Origin of the sequence: Serratia sp. JKS296, assembly GCF_900215445.1 — a bacterium.
Taxonomy (GTDB): Bacteria; Pseudomonadota; Gammaproteobacteria; order Enterobacterales; family Enterobacteriaceae; genus Serratia; species Serratia marcescens.
Genome location: NZ_OCMX01000001.1, coordinates 1302822 through 1322119, shown reverse-complemented (window position 1 = coordinate 1322119; position 19298 = coordinate 1302822). Strand labels below are relative to the sequence as shown.

Genomic DNA, 19298 nt, shown 5'->3' with positions numbered 1-19298 from the left:
AAAACCTATCAGGCGCTTTTGGCTAACGCAACAGGTTGCAGCAGTTGATCGCCGGCATACAGCCGCGCATTGAGGCTGCCGACGTAATAACGGCCGCCGCGCACCGGCGTGGCGTTGCCTTCCGGCAACACTATGCTTATCGGTTCCTGATGCCAGCCGATCGGCTGCACCGTCAGTTGCCAGAAATGGCCGCGCGGGCTGACTTCCAATACCTGAACCGGCAGTGGGCAGCGCTCGCTGCTCTCGGTCGCCACTTCCATTTCCCACGGGCGCAGGAACAGATCGACGCTGCCCTGGTGCATCGGCTGGAACGACAGCGGCCACTGGTGCGCGCCGACGAACAGCTGGGAGCCGCGAATTTCGCCGTTCAGACGGTTCACTTCCCCCATAAACTCCAGCACGAAACGGCTGGCCGGCTCGCGCATAATCTCCTCCGGCGAGCCAACCTGTTCAATATTGCCCTGGCTCATCACCACGATGCGGTCGGCCACTTCCATCGCCTCTTCCTGATCGTGGGTGACGAATACGCTGGTGAACTTCAGCTCTTCGTGCAGCTGGCGCAGCCAGCGACGCAGCTCTTTACGCACCTGCGCATCCAGCGCGCCAAACGGCTCGTCCAGCAGCAGAATTTGCGGTTCCACCGCCAGGGCGCGCGCCAGCGCCACGCGTTGTTTCTGGCCGCCGGACAGCTGCGACGGGTAGCGATTGGCCAAATGGCCAAGCTGCACCATGTCCAGCAACTGAGTGACTTTCTGTTTGATCGCCGCAGCGTTCGGCCGCTCGCGGCGCGGCAGCACGGTCAGGCCAAAGGCGATATTGTCGAACACCGTCATGTGGCGGAACAGCGCATAGTGCTGAAACACGAAGCCGACACGTCTGTCGCGCGCATGCATGTGGCTGACGTCGGTACCGTGAAAACCCAGCTTGCCGCCGCTCTGGCTTTCCAGCCCGGCGATGATGCGCAGCAGCGTGGTCTTGCCGGAACCGGATGGACCGAGCAGCGCCACCATCTCGCCGGAAGCAATATCGAGCGAGATATCGTTCAATACCTTGGTGCGACCGAAGTACTTGTTGATGCCGTTAATCTCAATGCTCATGATTTTCCTCCCGCTCAAGACGCGCATTTTGACGTTCCAGACGCCACTGCAGCGCACTCTTCAAAAATAGGGTAACGATCGCCATCAGGGTCAGCAGCGCGGCAGCGGTAAAAGCGCCGACGGTGTTGTAATCCTGCTGCAACAGCTCGACCTGCAGCGGCAGGCTGTAGGTTTCGCCGCGAATCGAACCGGACACCACCGACACCGCGCCGAACTCGCCGATGGCGCGCGCGTTGGTCAGCACCACGCCGTACAGCAACGCCCAGCGAATGTTGGGCAGCGTCACGCGGCGGAACATCTGCCAGCCGGACGCCCCCAGCAGAATGGCGGCCTCATCTTCCTGGCTGCCCTGGCTGAGCATCATCGGCACCAGCTCGCGCACCACGAAGGGACAGGTGACGAAGATGGTCACCAGCACCATGCCCGGCCAGGAGAACATGATCTGGATGTTATGCGCATCCAGCCAGCCGCCCAGCAGGCCGTTGCTGCCGTAAAACAGCAGATAAATCAGCCCCGCCACCACCGGTGAAACGGCGAACGGGATGTCGATCAGCGTCAGCAGCAGCTGGCGGCCGGGGAAGGTGAAACGCGTCACCAGCCACGCCAGCAACGTACCGAACACCAGGTTGAACGGCACGGTGATCAGCGCGATCAAGACCGTCAGCCAGATGGCGTGCAGCATGTCCGGATCGAGCAAATTGCTCCACATCGCGCCGAATCCTTTGGAAAAGGCCTCGGCGAAAATCGATATCATCGGCACCACCAGCAGCAGCGCCGAAAACAGCGTGCCGATGGCGATCAGCGTCCACTTGCCCCAGTTAACGCGCGGGCGCTCGGCGCCGTTGAAGGCGGAAATATCAGCCATCAGTGCCCTCCTCCCAAACGTCTGCCGAAGCGGCTTTGCAAGACGTTAATGCTGAACAGCAGCAGCAGCGACGCCGCCAGGATCACCGAGGCGATGGCGCTGGCCGCCGGGTAGTCGAACTCCTGCAAACGCACAAAAATCATCAGCGAGGTCACTTCCGTCTTCCAGGCGATGTTGCCGGCGATGAAAATCACCGCGCCAAACTCGCCCAGGCTGCGGGTAAAGGAAATGGCGGTGCCGGCCAGCAGCGCCGGCGCCACTTCAGGCAGCACGACGCGGCGAAAACTCTGCCAGCGCGTGGCGCCCAGCGTCTCGGCCGCCTCTTCGTACTCCGGCCCCAGCTCTTCCAGCACCGGCTGCACGGTGCGCACCACAAACGGCAGGCTGGTGAACGCCATCGCCACCGCGATCCCAAGCCAGGTGAAGGTGACCTTAATGTCAAAGTGCGCCAGCCACTGACCGTACCAGCCGGTGGTGGAAAACAGACCGGCCAGCGTCAGGCCGGCTACCGCCGTCGGCAGCGCGAACGGCAGATCGATCAGGCCATCCAGCAGCGAACGGCCGGGAAAACGGTAGCGCGTCAAGATCCAGGCCATCAGCATGCCGAACACCGCGTTGAACAGGCTGGCGACGCCGGCCGCCAGCAGCGTCACTTTATACGCCGCCACCACCTGCGGGTTGGAAATCACTTCCCAGTACTGCGCCAGGCTCATCTGCGCCAGCTGCATCACCAGCGCGGTGAGCGGCAGCAGCAGGATCAAACAGGTATAAAACAGGCTGCTGCCGAGGCTGAGGCCAAATCCGGGCAGCACCCGCTTACTGGACGACAACGCCAACATTTACTTGCGCCCTGCCGCTAACAGCTGATCCAGCTCGCCGCCGGTGGCGAAGTGGGTTTTCATCACCTGCGGCCAGCCGCCGAACTGGTCTTCCACCCGGAACAGTTGGGTGTCCGGGAATTGCCCCTTCGCGGCAGCCATCGCTTTCTGGTCATAGACGCGGTAGTAGAAGCTGGTGATCACCTGCTGCGCCGCCGGGCTATAGAGATAGTTCAGATAGGCTTTGGCCGCCTGTTCGGTGCCGTTGCGCTCTACATTTTTGTCGACCCAAGCCACCGGGAACTCCGCCAGAATATCGACCGGCGGCACGATCACTTCGTACTTGTCTTCACCGTATTGCTTGCGGATGTTGTTCACTTCGGACTCGAAGCTGATCAGCACGTCGCCCAAACCGCGCTCGACGAAGGTGGTGGTCGCGCCGCGGCCGCCGGTATCGAACACCAGCACGTTTTTCAGGAAGCGGGTCATGAAGGCGCGGGTCTTGGCCGCATCGTTGCCGTCAGCCTGGCTGGCGGCGCCCCAGGCGGCCAGATAGGTGTAACGGCCGTTGCCGGAGGTTTTCGGGTTCGGGAACACCAGTTTCACGTCGTCGCGCACCAGATCGTTCCAGGTGTGGATACCCTTCGGGTTGTCCTTGCGCACCAGAAACGCCATGGTGGAATAGAACGGCGAGCTGTTGTTCGGCAGGCGCGCCTGCCAGTCCGCCGGGATCAACTGCCCGCGATCGTGCAGGATCTGCACGTCGGTGACCTGGTTGTACGTCACCACGTCGGCCCGCAGGCCCTGCAGGATCGCCAGCGCCTGCTTCGACGAGCCAGCGTGCGATTGTTTGATGGTCAGCTTGTCGTTCGGATGCTGCTGATTCCACTGCTGTTCAAAGCCGGGATTCAGCGCGACGAACAATTCACGGGAAACGTCATAAGAGCTGTTCAGCATTTCCGCCGCCGACGCGGCGCCGCTCGCCAACAGCGCAGCCGCCAGCCAACCTTTCAGCACGAGATTTTTAACCCGGTTTTGTTTCATTCTGCACCTTATCACTGAGTCATTCCTTCAGGCTTTCGCCTTATTGACGACCAGTGTATTTATAACTCGGTGCGGAGCTGTAACGCTTTTATATACCGTTTAGTGATTTACAAGCATCAAACGCTATAAGGCAGGGAATGCGAGGCGTTTTCGGGACGGGAAAACGGACCGAAGCCGGACGCGCCGGCTTCGGCGACGGCGTCAAAGTGACAGCAGGCGCGTCAGCGATGGCGCAAAGTAGTAGCTGCCGGTCACTGCACGGCTGAAGCGCAACATCGCGTCACGTTTGCCGTCCAGATCGCCGAACATGCTCAGCAGTTGCTGCTCGATATTGTGCAAGCGCGCGCAATAGGCGATGAAGAACAGGCCGTGCTTGCCGCTGGCGGTGCCGTAAGGCAGGCTCTGACGCAGAATTTTCAGGCCCTTGCCGTTCTCTTTCAAATCGACGCGGCTGACGTGCGAGGTATCCGGGCGCTGATCGGCCGGCAGCTCTTCGCTATCGTGCTTGGTGCGGCCGATGATCTGCTCCTGCTGTTCGGTGGTAAAGCGCTGCCACTGGCGCAAGTTATGCTCGTAGCGTTGCACCAGCACGTAGCTGCCGCCTGCGTCCTCTTCGCCTTCGGCGATCGTCGCCACTGCCGGGCGCTGATCGCCCTGCGGATTTTCGGTGCCGTCGACGAAGCCGCTCAGATCGCGCTCTTCCACCCAGCGGAAACCGTGGGTTTCTTCTTCAATCTTGATGACGTTGCCGAACGCCGCCAGCGCCGCCTGCGCCAGCGTGAAGTTGACGTCGTGACGCAGCGACTGGATGTGGATCAGCATATCGCGCTGGGTGGCCGGCGCCAGCCCTTTGCCGAGCGGCGTGAACGGCTTCAACTCTTTCGCGCCCTGGCCGCTGGAGAGATCGTGCCAGACGTCGTAACCGAAAGCGATCACCGCGCCGAGGCGCGCATCGGGGAACTGCTGCTGCAGCTCGCTCAGGGTCTGACAAAACTGCTTGCAGCCCTGGCGCAAGTCGGCGAATTCGCCCTGTACGCTGGCTTCCATAAAAATGGCGAAACGGCAGTGCTCCAGCAGAATGCCGCTCTGAACCTGTGTCATGTTGTTATCCTCAATACCAAAACCAGGCAACAGGTATGGCGGTTGACGCGCGGGTTCCCTGTTACAAACGCGCGCTATCATACCGCAAGCGCGGGCGATTGCCTTGCAGCAGCGCAAAGAAAATAGGGGTAATGGCTTGAAAAGGCAGGCGCCGCGAACCGGCGCCCGTTGAACGCGTTACTGCTGCGGCTTGGCGTGCCAGATGATTTTGCTGACCGTCCAGCTTTTCAGGGTGTCGTCCGGTGGAATGATATCCTGCGCCCCGGCCCACTTGCCGCTGAAGATGTAGGTGACGTACTTGCTCTGCTCCGCCACGCACTCCACTTTACCAGCGTCTTCGCCGCTGCCCGGCTTACAAGAGCCGAACGCCTTGCTGTACATATCGCCGAACGGCGTGCCGAGCTTGTTGCCCCACTCCGTCGCCACTTTCGGATCCAGCACGTCCACGCGCTGCAGGCGCCCTTTCGGCTCGCCGGTGATCACCAGTTTCACTTCGTCGCCGGACAGCGCCTGGTAATAAGAGACGATCTGGCCGTTGTTGGTCGCCATGCCGCCGCGCAGGCGGTAGTTGCCGTCCAGCCCGTCATTGATGGCGCTTTCCGACATCGGCGTGCCGGCGTTGAGCTTGCCGACGCCCTTGGCGCCGACCTCCAGGCTGCTGCCGAACCAGTTGAACGGCGACAGGCTGGACCAAGAGAAATTGGACATGCTCGAACAGCCGGTCAGTAACAACGGAAGCCCTAACAACAGGGGGCGAATATTCATCTCTAGCTCCTTAAACATCAATGGCACGGGGCGGTAACCCGCCCCTGCCGCACTCGGCGTTTTGCTGCATGCCAGCCTCTCACAACGGCCCGCACTACGCCAACGGTTGCCAGCTTGGAGTGCGGAAAATGCGAAAAGTGCCGCACTTCTCGGCAATTAGTCGGCGTGCTCCGCCGGCGCGAAACAGGCTTTCAGACGCGCATTCAGCAACAGATAGCTCAGCGCCAGCGCGTCGAGTAACGCCAACGCCAGCTCCAGCCCCGGCGCATCGCCGTCCTGGCGCCACAGGCTGAACAGCGAGCCGCCGAGCGACGCCAGCAGCGAGACAGCCAGCCCCCAGCGCCAACCGCGCCACAGCCGCGGCCATTGGTGGCGACGGCCGCTCAGCAAAAACGCCAGCGCCGCCGGCAGACCGAGCAGCATGCCGTACCAAAAGCGTTGGGTATCCGGATAAAACAGCGCCAGCAAGCTTTCGCCCTGCTCACGCGAAACGCCGGCCATCACGAACAATAGCCAAGTGCGCGCCTGCAAAATCAGCACGGCCCAAAATCCCAGCGGCAGCCGCAGCGCGCCGTGCTGGTCGTAATCATCCGGGGAAAACCGGGGTGAGAATGGCTTCAACGATCGTTCCTTGCCAACAGAATAAAGACTATGGCTACAGATGGGCACCGGCGATGGGAATTTCAATGCGTCGGCTTAAGAAGCTCTTAAGATCGGCGTGTTTTAATCCCTATCACTAAGCAAGCCCCCGATATCAGCGGGATGTGATTTTCAATAACGATAAGGAAGCGCAACATGAAAAAACTGACTCTGGCCGCTCTGATCGCGCTGTGCAGCGCACCGGTACTGGCGCAACAAGGCGGGTTCCTCGATCCGGCCGCGCCGCAGGCTCAAACGCAAACCACCGCACAAGGTGGTTTCTCCGGCCCCAGCGCGGCGCTGACCACCGTGGACAAGGTGAAATCGCTGAGCGACGACACCTGGGTGATGCTTCAGGGCAACATCGAGCAGCGCATCGGCGACGATACCTACACCTTCCGCGACGCCACCGGCACCCTGACGGTCGAGATCGATCGCAAGCGCTGGAACGGCCAAACCGTCACGCCGAAAGACAAGGTGCAGTTGGAAGGGAAAGTGGATAAAGACTGGAGCAGCGTGGAAGTGGACGTGAAAACCGTCAAAAAGCTGCCGTAATGCGATGCGGCGGGCGGGCTATACCGCCGTCCGCCGCTCGATCAATATTCCTGATCTTCGATCAGCCGCTTGCCCAGGCTGGTGATGCCCTGGATTTCGTAGCCGAGCTTCTCGTACATCTCAACCACCGTGTCGTTGTCTTCGCGCACCATAATTTGGATCTTCGGGCAGCCGCGGGCGATCAGCTTCTTCTCCAGACGGTTGATCAACGCATTGGCGATGCCGCGCCCGCGATAGTCGGGATGCACCCCGAGGTAATACGCCGAGCCGCGGTGGCCGTCATAGCCGCCCATCACCGAACCGACCACTTCGCCGCCGACTTCCGCCACCAGGAACAGCTCCGGATCGTGGTTCAGCTTGCGCTCGATGTCCATTTCCGGATCGTTCCAGGGCCGCAGCAGATCGCAGCGCTCCCACAGGGTAATGACTTCTTCAAAGTCGTCTTGTCGAAATACGCGAATTTCCATCGATGTTGGCCGCTGTTAATTAAGGTGTTTATCTGATTATCGCGTGATTATTCACTTACGCAATATCAAACTGCGATTTAGCGCGCTATTTTGCCCGGAAATCGCCGGTAACAGGCGTAATAAATGGAAATAGTTATCGGGTCGATTAATGATTATCAATACGATATAACGTCGCAAAATAGAAACGTCGACGGAGCGTTGCGTAATGAAAAAGCAGGGTAAACAATTCCTCAATTTTAAGCCGCTTGCCGTTTCCCCGACGCGACGCCAACTGTTGCTTTCCGGCCTGGCGGTGGCGCTGTTCGGCGTGAAAAGCCACAGCGCCAAGGCGGAAGGCCTGCTGCGCAATCAGCACAGCAAACCAGCGGCGAAACCGGCCGGCGGCAAAAAGCGGGTGATGATCGATCCCGGCCACGGCGGCATCGACTCCGGCGCGGTCGGCCACGAAGGCTCGCAGGAAAAACACATCGTGCTGGAAATCGCCAACCACGTGCGCCGTTTCCTGCATGAGCACGATCACGTCGAGGCGCGCCTGACGCGCGAAGAAGATGAGTTCATTCCGCTGTTCCAGCGGGTCGAGATCGCCCACCAGCACCAGGCCGACCTGTTCATTTCGATTCACGCCGACGGCTTTACCAGCCCGTCGGCCTCCGGCGCTTCGGTGTTCGCCCTCTCCAACCGCGGCGCCAGCAGCGCCATGGCGCGCTACCTGTCCAACCGTGAAAACGCCGCCGACGACGTGGCGGGCGGCAAGTACAAGGATCAGGACAACTACCTGCAGCAGGTGCTGTTCGATCTGGTGCAAACCGACACCATCAACAACAGCCTGACGCTCGGCCGCCACGTGCTCGGTCAAATTCGCCCGGTGCACCATCTGCACAGCGACAGCACCGAACAGGCGGCGTTCGCGGTGCTGAAATCCCCGTCCATCCCCTCGGTGTTGGTGGAAACCTCGTTCATCACCAACCCGAACGAAGAACGGCTGCTGGGCACCACCGCGTTTCGCGAGAAAATCGCCCGCGCCATCGCGGACGGCATCGTCAACTTCTTCGACTATTTCGACGCACACCAACGCAAACCCCGCTGATGCCGCGGGCGGCGAATAAGAGTATACTCAGCGCCTTGTTCAGCCAGACGCTATAAAGACCCCGCATGAGTTTACCTAACATCGCTGAAGTAAAATCCTTCCTGCTGGCGCTGCAGGATCACATCTGCGCGCAGCTCGCCCAGGCCGACGGCGGCGCCGTGTTCACCGAAGACCAATGGACGCGTGAAGAAGGCGGCGGTGGCCGCAGCCGCGTGCTGACCAACGGCGCGGTGTTCGAACAGGCAGGAGTCAACTTCTCGCACGTCTCCGGCGCCACCCTGCCGGCCTCGGCGACCGCGCACCGTCCGGAACTGGCCGGACGCAGCTTCCAGGCGATGGGCGTCTCATTGGTTATCCACCCGCTCAGCCCCTACGTGCCCACCAGCCACGCCAACGTGCGCTTCTTCATCGCCGAAAAACCGGGCGAAGCCCCGGTGTGGTGGTTCGGCGGCGGTTTTGACCTGACGCCGTTCTACGGTTTCGCAGAGGATGCCGTGCACTGGCACCGCACCGCGGCCGAGCTGTGCGCGCCGTTCGGCGACGAGGTCTACCCCAAATATAAACAGTGGTGTGACGATTACTTCTTCATCAAGCATCGCAACGAAGCGCGCGGCATCGGCGGCCTGTTCTACGACGATCTGAACACCCCGGATTTCGACCATTGTTTCGCCTTCACCCGCGCGGTGGGCCAGGGCTTCCTCGACGCTTATCTGCCGATCGTCGAAAAACGCAAGGCCTTGACCTGGGGCGAGCGCGAGCGCCAGTTCCAGCTGTATCGCCGCGGCCGCTATGTGGAGTTCAACCTGGTGTGGGATCGCGGCACGCTGTTCGGGCTGCAAACCGGCGGGCGCACCGAGTCCATCCTGATGTCGATGCCGCCGCTGGTGCGTTGGGAATATAACTACCAGCCGGAGGCCGACAGCCCGGAAGCGGCGCTGGCGCGCGATTTCCTGCCGGTGCGCGACTGGCTGCAGGAGTCGAAATGATGCAGATTTGGGTCGATGCGGACGCCTGTCCGAACGTGATCAAAGAGGTGCTGTTCCGCGCCGCCGATCGCACCGCCATCACCGTCACGCTGGTGGCGAACCAGCCATTGCGCACGCCGCCGTCGAAGCACATCCGTTCGCTGCAGGTGGCGGCCGGCTTCGACGTGGCCGATAACGAGATCGTGCGCCGCTGCGAAGCGGGCGATCTGGTGATCACCGCCGACATCCCGCTGGCGGCGGAGGTGATCGAGAAAGGTGCGGTGGCGCTGAACCCGCGCGGCGAACGCTACACGCCGGACACCATCCGCGAGCGCCTCAACATGCGCGATTTTATGGATACCCTGCGCGCCAGCGGCATTCAGACCGGCGGCCCGAACGCCCTGAACCAGCGCGACCGCCAGCAGTTCGCCAACGAGCTGGACAAATGGCTGCTGCAGGCGAAACGGGCGCAGTGACTGCGCCCTGCTCTGCTGCGGTTTAGAAGCGCAACTCCCCCCCGAAGATATAAGTCCGCCCACGGGCGGTGTTGGTCGGCGTGAAATCTTGTGACTGCGAAGGCAGCGAATTCATCTTGTTCAGCGCGTCCGAGTAGTCCTTGTCCATCAGGTTTTGCACGCTGAGCTTCAGCAGCAGATTGCGATTCACCTGATAGGTGCCGTACAGATCGATAATGGTCGGAATATGCGGCGCCGGCTCCTTCATCAACTGTTCGTTTTCATCGAGAGTGGAATCAGGCGACAGGCGCACCGCTTTGCCGGTGTATTTCACCACCCCGCCCAGCGTCAACGTCTCGTCCAGCAGGCGCACCCCGCTGTCCAGCGTGAAGTAGAATTCCGGCAGTTCGCTGACATCACCCGCGCCGAACACGTTGCTGGCCTGGTTGGTCGGCTGGGAAGTATGCTCCTTGCTTAACGACAGTTTGGTAAACGCGAAACCGGCGTCGTACAGCGCTTCGATCTCCACACCGCGCATTTTGACCGGTTCGGGGGCGTTGCTGTACATGGTCATGCTGACGTTGACGTCCGCGTTATCCCACTCTTCCTGCGTCGCCTGCGAACGGTTGCACTTCTGGCGGTCTTTACACACCAGGTAGGTTTGGCTGGAGATGTAGTTTTTGATCCTGGTTTCGAAATAGACCGCTTTCAGTTGGAAGCTGTCCTGCTTGAACAACAGATCGTGGGCATTGGCGTTGAACCCGCCCTGCCAGGTCTCCGCTTTTTCGCCCTTGAGGAACGGGTTCATCGACTGGCCGCCGCTGTTGGCGAAGAACACCTCCTGGATATTCGGCCCGCGCATCGATTTGCTGTAGCTGACGAACGGCTGCAGCCACGGCGTCACCTGCGCCGACAGCATGACCGACGGGTTGAAGCCGTGTTCGTTACGGTTGATATTGCCGGCGCCCTGCGGGAAGCACTCTACGCGCTCGTCACAGGCCGGCTTATAGCCGGAGAGGCGATAGGTGGTGTAGTTCAGATCGAAATTCCCCTGCCAGATGCCGTAGTTGGCCTGCAGGCCGCTGTACAGGCTGGAGATATCCTGCTTGCCCGACATTCCCACCGGCATGCTTTCCGCCTGATTGTCATCCGTCACCAAACCGGAGGCCTTTTTCTTATACTCGTTGCGCACCAGCTTGCCGCCGTAGCTGAACGCGAAATCGACGTCCTGCAGGCTGAAACGGCTGGTGTTGTTGATATCCAGCGCATCGGAGATGTTTTTCGCCGTGCTGTCGCTGAATCCCGCCATGTTGTCGGACATGAACTTCTGCTCGCCGCGGCTGGTGCTGGCGGTCAGGTTGAAATCGATCAGTTCGGAGAACGGCGCGTAGTGGTATTTAAGGTAGAAATCGTCGCTGTCGATGTGCCGGCGGGTGATTTTATTCTGGTAGCTGCGCGCCGACAGTTCGATGCTGTTGAAGGCATCCGGCTTGATGTCCACCTTGAACAGCTGGGATTTCGGGTTCTGGCGGTAGGTTTTATCGACGTTGAACATCTCGCTGTCGAAACCGGCGCCGTTTTTGTAGTTGGAGGTGATGGAGCTGCCGCTGATCGCCGCCATCGCCCCCAGACTGCCGCCGTCGGCAAAAGCGGCGGTTTTGGCGCCCACGGCGATCATGCCGCTGCGGCCGATGCCGTTATTGCCCACCGAGAATTTGGTGCGCACGCCGAACGGGTTATCGGAAAACACCACATCGTCCACGCCGATGGTGCGGAAGTTGGCGCTGCCCGCCAGGGCGTTCACCCCGTCGGAACCGGTGGCGTTGCCGCGCGCCACGTCGACGCCGACGATAAAGTTAGGATCGATCAGCGCCCCGAACTGGCTGGTGGGCAATCCCCCGTGCGCCGCGTCGCTCGGCGAGTTGCCGTAGTAGTTTTGCGTGATGCCGTCGACCATGGTGTTGACCCGGCCAAAGCCGCTCAGGCCGCGAATATTGACGCTGACCGATCCCTGGCCGGGATCGATCTGGGTATAGGTGCCCGGCATGCTGCGCAGAATGCTGTCCACCGACTCCAGATTTTTGTTTTCGTCGCGCGAGCTGAACGCGCCCGGCCTGGCCAACGCCTCTTTTTCGCTGCTCTTGCCGCCGTCGGCGGCCGAGACGTTGAGCGGGCTGAACGCCACGCTGCCTTTATTATTTTCCGCCTGTTCCTGCGCGGCCGCAGCCGGCCCGTACAGCGCCAGTCCCGCGCCAATCAGGCTCGCTATCATTTTGATTTTCATATATCCCCAGAAATAGCCAATAAGGTTTGATGGCCGACAATGCCCAGCAAAAAGCCCGCCGAAAGCGCGGTAAAAGTTGTTATTGTTTTATTGCGCCGCAGCGTGCCGCGGCGCTGAAGGTTATTTCTGCGCCTGCCGATCCGCCGCCAGAATAAAGGCGTACTCCAGCGCGCCGTTTTCCAGCCGCGCCAGGCGACCCGATTTGCCGCCGTGGCCGGCGGTCATGTCGGTGGAAAGCAGCAGCAGCGAATCGCCCTGCTTGAAGCGCCGCAGCTTCGCCACCCATTTGGCCGGTTCCCAATACTGCACCTGCGAGTCGTACAAACCGCTGGTGACCAGCAGGTTCGGGTAACGCTGCCTGCGCACGTTGTCGTACGGGCTGTAGGACTTCATCAGCGCATAGGCGGCCGGCTGGTGCGGGTTGCCCCACTCCTCGTATTCCCCGGTGGTCAGCGGAATGCTGTCGTCCAGCATGGTGGTCACCACGTCGACGAACGGCACCTGCGCCACCACCGCGTTGTACAGCTGCGGCGCCTGATTGATCACCGCCCCCATCAGCAAACCGCCGGCGCTGCCGCCCATGGCGTAGATGCGCCCCGGTTGGCCGTAGCCGTCGTTGATCAGCGCTTGGGTAGCGTCGATGAAATCGTTGAAGCTGTTCGGTTTGTGCGTCAGTTTGCCCTGTTTGTACCAGCGCTGCCCCAGCTCGCCGCCGCCGCGCACGTGGATCAGCGCATAGACGAAGCCGCGATCCAACAGGCTGATGCGGTTGGCGCTGAACGCCGGATCCATGCTCATGCCGTAAGCGCCATAGCCATACACCAGCAGCGGGTTATGCCCGTTTTTGAACAGCGATGTGCGGTACACCAGCGAGACCGGCACCTTCACGCCGTCGCGCGCCGCGATCCAAATGCGTTCGCTGTGATACAGGCTGGGATCGACGCCTTTCACTTCCTGTTGCTTGAGCAGGGTGCGCTCGCCCTTGTTCAGATCCCACTCATAGGTGCGGGTCGGCGTGGTCATCGCCGAATAACCGTAGCGCAACCGATCGCTGTCCGGCTCCGGGTTATAGCCCAGCCAGGCCATGTAGCTGGCGTCGTCGAACGGGATGGCGCGCTCGGTTTTACCGTCCCAGCTGATTTGCCGCAGCTGCACCAGCCCGTTGGCGCGTTCCTGCACCACCAGCCAGTCGCGGAACAGGCTGAAGCTTTCCACCTCGTGCTGCGCCTGCGGCGCAATCAGCGTCTGCCAGGGTTTGCCCGCCGCCGCCGTGCGGTACAGGCCGAAGTTCGGGTCCTGATGGTTAGAGCGCAGGTAGAACTCGCCGCGGTAGTGATCGAGATAATACTCGCGGCCGTTCTGCCGGGCGGCGAACAGCTGCGGCTCGCGCTGCGGCTGGCTGGCGTCGATCAGGCGCACCTCGGAGGTGGTGTTGCCGCTGATGGTCAGAATCAGGTAATCGCGCGAGGACGAGCGGCCGAGGCTGAGGTAGAACGCCGGGTCGTTTTCCTGGTACACCAGCTTATCTTCCGCCGGCGGCGTGCCGTACTGATGGCGATAAACCTGGTATGGCAACAGCGTTTGCGGGTGGTTGCGCACGTAGAACAGGGTTTGGTTGTCGTTGGCCCACACCATGTTGCCGGAGGTATTTTCCAGCGTTTCCGGCGACCAGCGTTCGCTGCCTAACTCGCGCAGGGAGATGCGGTATTGGCGGCGGCCCTGCAGATCTTCGGCCACCGCCAGACGGCGGTTGTCCCGGCTAATGTCCATCGCCCCCAGGCGATAGTAAGCGTGGCCGGCGGCGCGCTGGTTGGCGTCCAGCAGGGTTTGCCACGGCGCGTCGGCGGTGAGCGCCTGGCGCTGATACCGCGCGAACTCTTTACCGGCGGCGTAGCTTTCCTGATAGCGATAACCGTTGAGCTGATACGGCACTGAACGATCGTCAGGGTTCATGCGACCCAGCATCTCCTGATACAGCGTGGCGCGCAGCTTCTGGTACGGCGCCATCATCTGCTCGGTATAGCGGTTCTCCGCCTTCAGGTAGTCCAGCACCTTCGGTTCTTTTCGGCTGTCGTCGCGCAGCCAGTAGTAATCGTCGGTGCGCGTCTCGCCATGCGCCGTCAGCGCTTTCGGCGCGCGTTCCGCCAACGGCGGCTGCGGTTGCGCCAGCGCGGCGCCGGCGAGGCCTAAAGAAAGCCAGAGCGCGGCCGCGATGCGACGGCGCGGGGTGAATAACAGCGGATTCATAATCCCTCACGAAGTTTGAAGAGGCGCACGACGGCGATGCGGCGCCTGCGGGCATTAACGGCGGGCATTCAGCTCCGCCAGATTGAAATCGATCGGCATCGTCACCCTGACGGCCCCCTGCTGCAGCATCTCCGGCGGCGGCGGCGGCAACGGCTGCGCGCGCGATACCACCGCCACCGCTTCCCGATCCAGCGACGCGGTGCCGGAACGCGCCAGCAGGATCACGTTCGATACCCGCCCCTGCGCATCGACGCTGAAACTGACCTGCGGCATGCCGCTGCGCCGGCGGCTGCGGGCATCCAAAGGGTAATCCTTGATGCGGTTCAGCTTGCCTTTCACCAGGCTCTCCCACGACAGCTTGGCCTGCGCGTTGCTGTTGGCGTCGCTGTTGATCGGGGCGGCGGTGTGGTGGGAGAGCGTCTGCGCCTGCGGCGCGGCGGCGCTGGACGCGGCGGCATTGCGCGTCTCTTTGGCCTGTTCCTGCGGCTTCGGCTGCGCTTTTTGCGGGGGACGGTGTTCGGCGCGCTTCTTCTGCGCCGTCACGATTTTTGCTTTATCGGCGCGCGCCAGCTTGGGCAGATCCGGCTGTTGCTGCTGCTCAGCGGGCTGCGCCGCGGCGGATTCCGCCTGCTGCACGCCCAGCGGCAGTGGCTTGCTTTCCGGCGCTTCAATCTGCGCCGCCCAGCTCATCATCACCGCCGGCGGCGGCAACACCACCGGCTCCCGCGCCGTCTGCGGCCAGTAAAACAGCAGCACCAACGCCGCGTGAGCCGCCAGGGCGAGCAGCAGGCCGCGCGCCCAGCGCGGCTGCGGCAGTTCAAAGGCCGGGAGGGAGTAAGACTGACTTAACATAGGGGCATTAGCTTGCTTAATTGCGAATGATTGCAGATCACATTTACTAATGATAATCATTTGCAACTATAATTAACACCCCTTTTCACTCTCTTAACGTATTCATTTCACTGATGGTGTGATCCACAGGTAGTCTGCGGTGTTCGCATCGACCTGTACGCCCGGTTCCGCCAGCATCAGCACCGTCGGCACCGCCGCCGGTTGCAGATCCCGCACGTGCAGCGGCACCCCTACCGATTTGGCGGCGTGATAGCCGCCGGCGATCAACAGCGCGGGCGTGGGCGCCGCCAGCAAACGTTCCGCCATGCGCCGATCGCGCTGCTGCTGGATCGCCAGCATCGCATGCAGCTGGTCGGCCTCAATCTTGCCGCCGTGCGAAGTGCGGATGGTCTCTTCCAGCGCCTTGCGCACCGCCGGCTGCGCCGATAGCTGCCCCGCCGGGAACTGCGGCTGCTGATAGAACGCCGTAATCTCGCTGCGATCCAGGTTGGCCGACCACAGCGGGTAAGGCGCGCGCATCGCCGCCATCGTCACCCCGCCATACAGCTCCCACTTCCAGCCCGGCTGCCAGGCGATCAGTTCCGCTACGCGGCCGTCACGCACCGTGGGATCGCTCTGCAGCCACTGTTTGACCTTGTCGACCTGCGCCTGCTGGTTCGGGTTGATCATCTCCATCAGCACGCTGCCCTGCGGCCGCCGTTGCGGCAACTGCTGCACCAGCCATTGCTCAATCTGATGGTGGTAAGGATTGTCATGCTTCTCCCCCAGGATCACCCGCGGCTGCTGCGCCAATCGCGTCAACAGCTGCTCCGGCGTCAGGGCCGCGCCGCTGTGCAGATCGGTGATGCTTCCCAAACTCGCGACGTCGCTGGCCGGTGTCTTAACCGGCGTTTGGCTGCAGGCGCCAAGCGCCAACGCCGCCAATAAAATCAGATATCTCATCATGTTGCCCCATTATCGAAAATGGCGACATTATAGATAATAATTATCATTTGCATATAGATTTGGCTTAACGATTTTTTTACGCGGCGATCGCCGGCTGCGCATTGCGTTGAAAAAGCATTGCGGGTATAACCAATAGCCATTCAGATATTTAGACGTCTATACGGATAGATTATTATGCAACCATCGGCACCCGCCGCAGGACAGTTCAAACGCAGCATGAAGGCCCGGCACCTGGTGATGCTGTCGCTGGGCGGCGTGATCGGCACCGGGCTGTTTTTCAACACCGGCTACATCATCTCCACCACCGGCGCGCTCGGCACGCTGCTGGCCTACCTGATCGGCGCGCTGGTGGTGTATCTGGTGATGCTGTGCCTGGGTGAGCTGTCGGTGGCGATGCCGGAAACCGGCGCCTTTCACGTCTACGCTTCGCGCTATTTGGGGCCGGCCACCGGCTATGCCGTAGCCTGGCTGTATTGGCTGACCTGGACGGTGGCGCTGGGCTCCAGCCTGACCGCGGCCGGATTCTGCATGCAGTACTGGTTCCCGCAGTCGCCGGTGTGGCTGTGGTGCCTGCTCTTCTGTGCGGCCATTTTCCTGCTTAACGTGGTGACCACCCGTTTTTTTGCCGAAAGCGAATTCTGGTTTTCGCTGATCAAAGTGGTGACCATTCTGGCGTTCATCATACTGGGCGGTGCCGCCATGTTCGGCCTGCTGCCGATGAAAGACGGCACGCCGGCGCCGTTCCTGCATAACCTGACCGCTTCCGGCTGGCTGCCGCACGGCACGCTGCCGATCCTGATGACCATGGTGGCGGTGAACTTTGCCTTCTCCGGCACGGAGCTGATCGGCATCGCCGCCGGTGAAACCGAGAACCCGGAAAAAGTCGTACCGCTGGCGATCCGCACCACGGTGATCCGCCTGATGCTGTTCTTTATCGGCACGGTCTTCGTGCTGGCGGCGTTGATCCCGATGGATCAGGCGGGGATCGTCAAAAGCCCGTTCGTGCTGGTGTTTGAACGCATCGGTGTGCCTTACGCCGCCGATATCTTCAACTTCGTGATCCTGACCGCCATCCTGTCGGCGGCCAACTCCGGCCTGTACGCCTCCGGGCGCATGCTGTGGTCGCTGGCCCACCAGCGCACCTTGCCGGCCTACTTCGCCCGCGTCAATGCGCGCGGCATTCCGATCAACGCCCTGACCTTCAGCATGCTCGGCGGCGTGCTGGCGCTGCTGACCAGCGTGATCGCGCCGGACACGGTGTTCGTCGCCCTGTCGGCGATCTCCGGCTTTGCGGTAGTGGCGGTGTGGCTGAGCATCTGCGCGGCCCACTATGCTTTCCGCCGCGCCTACCTGCGCAGCGGCCAGCCGATAAGCGGCCTGAAATACCGCGCGCCCGGCTATCCATTGACGCCGATCCTCGGCTTTGCGCTGTGCCTGCTGGCCTGCATCGGGCTGGCGTTCGATCCGGAGCAGCGCATTGCGCTCTACTGCGGGCTGCCGTTCGTCGCCCTGTGCTACCTCACCTATTTCCTGACCCGGCGCGCCGGGCAAAAAAATGCTTTGGGAGAACAACATGTCGGTTAACAACCCCGTCGCCCGCCTGCTGGCCGAACAGTCGACGCTGATCCTGGACGGCGCGCTGGCCACCGAACTGGAAGCGCGCGGCTGCGACCTGACCGATCCGCTGTGGTCGGCCAAGGTGCTGATTGAAAATCCCGAGCTTATCTATCAGGTGCATCTCGATTATTTCAACGCCGGCGCCCAGTGCGCCATCACCGCCAGCTATCAGGCCACACCGCAGGGCTTCTTGCGCCGCGGCCTGGATCAGGATCAGTCGCTGGCGCTGATCGCCAAAAGCGTGCAGCTGGCGCAGCGGGCGCGCCGCGATTATCTGGCCGCGCACCCGCAAGCGGCGCCGCTGCTGATCGCCGGCTCGGTGGGCCCGTACGGCGCCTATCTGGCCGACGGCTCGGAATACCGCGGCGACTATCGGCTGGCGCAGGATGACTTCATTGCCTTCCACCGCCCTCGCCTCGCCGCGCTGGCCGCCGCCGGCGTCGATCTGCTGGCCTGCGAAACGCTGCCGTCGTTCGCTGAACTGCAGGCGCTGCTGACGCTGTTGCAGGAGTTCCCGACGCTCGGCGCCTGGTTCGCCTTCACCCTGCGCGACAGCCAACACCTCAGCGACGGCACGCCGCTGACGGAGGTCATGTCCGCGCTGCGCGGCAATCCGCAGGTGCTGGCGATCGGCATCAACTGCATCGCGCTGGACAAGGTCGCCCCGGCGTTGCGTCAACTGAACGCGCTGGCCGACAAGCCGCTGCTAGTCTACCCAAACTCCGGGGAGCACTACGATGCGGTCAGCAAAACCTGGCGCGCCTGCGACGGCGAGCACGGCAGCCTGGTCGATCAGGCGGCGGAGTGGCGCGCGCTCGGCGCGCAATTGATCGGCGGCTGTTGCCGCACCACACCGCAGGATATTCGCGCCATCGCCGCGCGCTGCAAGAAATGAGCAGGGGGGTTATTCGGTTAGCCGGCGTAAGTGTTCAGCGGCTTGTTCTACGTTGAGGCGGCCTTGAGCTGCTTCAACCGTAATTTCGACCAGTTCTGCGTCTTCCCGCAGTGCAATGCCATTAATACCGAGAAATAGCGCCATGCTTTGGAAGGCCGTACGTTTGTTGACATCAAGAAAAATGTGACCGTGGCTGATGGCGATGAGATAGAGCGCGGCCAAGCGGTATACGTCTGTGACGTTCTCGTAGTGGTAAGCATTGAGCACGCGGTTGGCTACAGCCTCAACTTTGCTGCCTTCCTGGCGGCCGTGAGGCACAATTTCAGCATTGAACTCCGCAATATCCTCTGCGGTCAAAAAGATCATCTATTCGCCAGCGCCTTAATCGTATCCGCGTGTTTAGCCTGAATACGCGCTTTCACTTTGGCTTTGACCAAAACCTCATAGTCGGCCTTACTGATGATGTAAACCTCATCGTGTCCGCGGCGCGTCACTTCCACCGGTTGTTTTTGCGCTTCCAAAAGCACCTCGGCCAAATTGTTTCTCGCCGCCGTATAGCTAATCGTAGTCATTTTCTTTACCTGTACATGTACATATTTG

At 61.5% G+C, this 19298-nt stretch carries 20 protein-coding genes; 6 read left to right on the top strand and 14 right to left on the bottom strand.

Annotated features, from left to right (window positions below):
* Positions 1 to 8 precede the first annotated feature (8 nt).
* The 7 genes from cysA to CRO23_RS06205 form a co-directional block, all read right to left on the bottom strand.
* Complete coding sequence (gene cysA / locus CRO23_RS06235; protein WP_025303786.1) at positions 9 to 1097, bottom strand: sulfate/thiosulfate ABC transporter ATP-binding protein CysA; 1089 nt, start codon at positions 1095 to 1097, stop codon at positions 9 to 11.
* Positions 1087 to 1962: a sulfate/thiosulfate ABC transporter permease CysW gene (gene cysW, locus CRO23_RS06230; protein ID WP_016926780.1), complete on the bottom strand. Its 876-nt coding sequence runs from the start codon at positions 1960 to 1962 to the stop codon at positions 1087 to 1089. Before cysW ends, cysA begins: the two co-directional genes overlap by 11 nt.
* Positions 1962 to 2801 (bottom strand): sulfate/thiosulfate ABC transporter permease CysT, encoded by an 840-nt coding sequence (gene cysT / locus CRO23_RS06225; protein ID WP_019453852.1) that lies wholly within the window; start codon positions 2799 to 2801, stop codon positions 1962 to 1964. The genes cysW and cysT overlap by 1 nt, the downstream gene beginning before the upstream one ends.
* Entirely contained in the window at positions 2802 to 3824 is a 1023-nt protein-coding gene (locus CRO23_RS06220) for a sulfate ABC transporter substrate-binding protein (RefSeq protein ID WP_048794575.1), read from the bottom strand.
* Positions 3825 to 4025: 201 nt separating this feature from the next.
* Complete coding sequence (locus CRO23_RS06215; protein WP_016926778.1) at positions 4026 to 4925, bottom strand: Dyp-type peroxidase; 900 nt, start codon at positions 4923 to 4925, stop codon at positions 4026 to 4028.
* Positions 4926 to 5102: 177 nt separating this feature from the next.
* Positions 5103 to 5690: an RpoE-regulated lipoprotein gene (locus CRO23_RS06210; protein WP_004936494.1), complete on the bottom strand. Its 588-nt coding sequence runs from the start codon at positions 5688 to 5690 to the stop codon at positions 5103 to 5105.
* A 156-nt stretch (positions 5691 to 5846) separates the two neighbouring features.
* Positions 5847 to 6311 carry a DUF2919 domain-containing protein gene (locus CRO23_RS06205; RefSeq protein ID WP_097101573.1) on the bottom strand — a complete coding sequence of 155 codons (465 nt, stop codon included), beginning with the start codon at positions 6309 to 6311 and terminating at the stop codon, positions 5847 to 5849.
* 174 nt (positions 6312 to 6485) lie between these two features.
* Here CRO23_RS06205 and CRO23_RS06200 point away from each other — a divergent pair, with 174 nt between their 5' ends.
* Entirely contained in the window at positions 6486 to 6884 is a 399-nt protein-coding gene (locus tag CRO23_RS06200; RefSeq protein WP_016926776.1) for a YgiW/YdeI family stress tolerance OB fold protein, read from the top strand.
* A 41-nt stretch (positions 6885 to 6925) separates the two neighbouring features.
* Here the strand turns inward: CRO23_RS06200 and CRO23_RS06195 are convergent, their stop codons facing one another.
* Positions 6926 to 7351 (bottom strand): GNAT family acetyltransferase, encoded by a 426-nt coding sequence (locus tag CRO23_RS06195; protein ID WP_004936504.1) that lies wholly within the window; start codon positions 7349 to 7351, stop codon positions 6926 to 6928.
* 205 nt (positions 7352 to 7556) lie between these two features.
* Between CRO23_RS06195 and amiA the strand changes: the two genes are divergently transcribed.
* From amiA to CRO23_RS06180, 3 genes are all read left to right on the top strand, one after another.
* Positions 7557 to 8438, top strand: a complete 882-nt coding sequence (gene amiA, locus CRO23_RS06190) for an N-acetylmuramoyl-L-alanine amidase AmiA (protein ID WP_016926775.1) — start codon at positions 7557 to 7559, stop codon at positions 8436 to 8438.
* Positions 8439 to 8503: 65 nt separating this feature from the next.
* On the top strand, positions 8504 to 9424 hold the full coding sequence (hemF, locus tag CRO23_RS06185) for an oxygen-dependent coproporphyrinogen oxidase (protein ID WP_016926774.1): 921 nt from the start codon (positions 8504 to 8506) through the stop codon (positions 9422 to 9424).
* On the top strand, positions 9424 to 9879 hold the full coding sequence (locus CRO23_RS06180; RefSeq protein WP_028127767.1) for a YaiI/YqxD family protein: 456 nt from the start codon (positions 9424 to 9426) through the stop codon (positions 9877 to 9879). The genes hemF and CRO23_RS06180 overlap by 1 nt, the downstream gene beginning before the upstream one ends.
* A 22-nt stretch (positions 9880 to 9901) precedes the next feature.
* On the opposite strand, the gene CRO23_RS06175 is transcribed toward CRO23_RS06180, so the two are convergent.
* The 4 genes from CRO23_RS06175 to CRO23_RS06160 all read right to left on the bottom strand — a co-directional run bounded on the left by CRO23_RS06175 (position 9902) and on the right by CRO23_RS06160 (position 16183).
* Entirely contained in the window at positions 9902 to 12142 is a 2241-nt protein-coding gene (locus tag CRO23_RS06175; protein ID WP_097101571.1) for a TonB-dependent receptor domain-containing protein, read from the bottom strand.
* 120 nt (positions 12143 to 12262) lie between these two features.
* The gene (locus CRO23_RS06170) at positions 12263 to 14389 is read right to left on the bottom strand and encodes a S9 family peptidase (protein WP_097101569.1); all 2127 of its coding nucleotides are present in this window, start codon (positions 14387 to 14389) and stop codon (positions 12263 to 12265) included.
* 54 nt (positions 14390 to 14443) lie between these two features.
* The gene (locus tag CRO23_RS06165; RefSeq protein WP_079450340.1) at positions 14444 to 15241 is read right to left on the bottom strand and encodes an energy transducer TonB family protein; all 798 of its coding nucleotides are present in this window, start codon (positions 15239 to 15241) and stop codon (positions 14444 to 14446) included.
* A 102-nt stretch (positions 15242 to 15343) separates the two neighbouring features.
* Positions 15344 to 16183: a ChaN family lipoprotein gene (locus tag CRO23_RS06160; RefSeq protein WP_016926769.1), complete on the bottom strand. Its 840-nt coding sequence runs from the start codon at positions 16181 to 16183 to the stop codon at positions 15344 to 15346.
* Between the two features lie 177 nt (positions 16184 to 16360).
* On the opposite strand from CRO23_RS06160, the gene mmuP reads away from it, so the two are divergent.
* On the top strand, positions 16361 to 17770 hold the full coding sequence (gene mmuP / locus CRO23_RS06155; RefSeq protein ID WP_028127770.1) for an S-methylmethionine permease: 1410 nt from the start codon (positions 16361 to 16363) through the stop codon (positions 17768 to 17770).
* Positions 17760 to 18698: a homocysteine S-methyltransferase gene (gene mmuM / locus CRO23_RS06150; protein WP_079452161.1), complete on the top strand. Its 939-nt coding sequence runs from the start codon at positions 17760 to 17762 to the stop codon at positions 18696 to 18698. Before mmuP ends, mmuM begins: the two co-directional genes overlap by 11 nt.
* Positions 18699 to 18707: 9 nt before the next feature.
* Here mmuM and CRO23_RS06145 read toward each other — a convergent pair whose 3' ends face one another.
* Both CRO23_RS06145 and CRO23_RS06140 read right to left on the bottom strand, forming a co-directional pair.
* A complete protein-coding gene (locus CRO23_RS06145) occupies positions 18708 to 19064 on the bottom strand; it encodes a type II toxin-antitoxin system death-on-curing family toxin (RefSeq protein WP_079452160.1) in 357 nt (118 codons plus the stop codon).
* A complete protein-coding gene (locus CRO23_RS06140; protein ID WP_004936539.1) occupies positions 19061 to 19270 on the bottom strand; it encodes a type II toxin-antitoxin system Phd/YefM family antitoxin in 210 nt (69 codons plus the stop codon). The genes CRO23_RS06145 and CRO23_RS06140 overlap by 4 nt, the downstream gene beginning before the upstream one ends.
* Between the last annotated feature and the right edge of the window lie 28 nt (positions 19271 to 19298).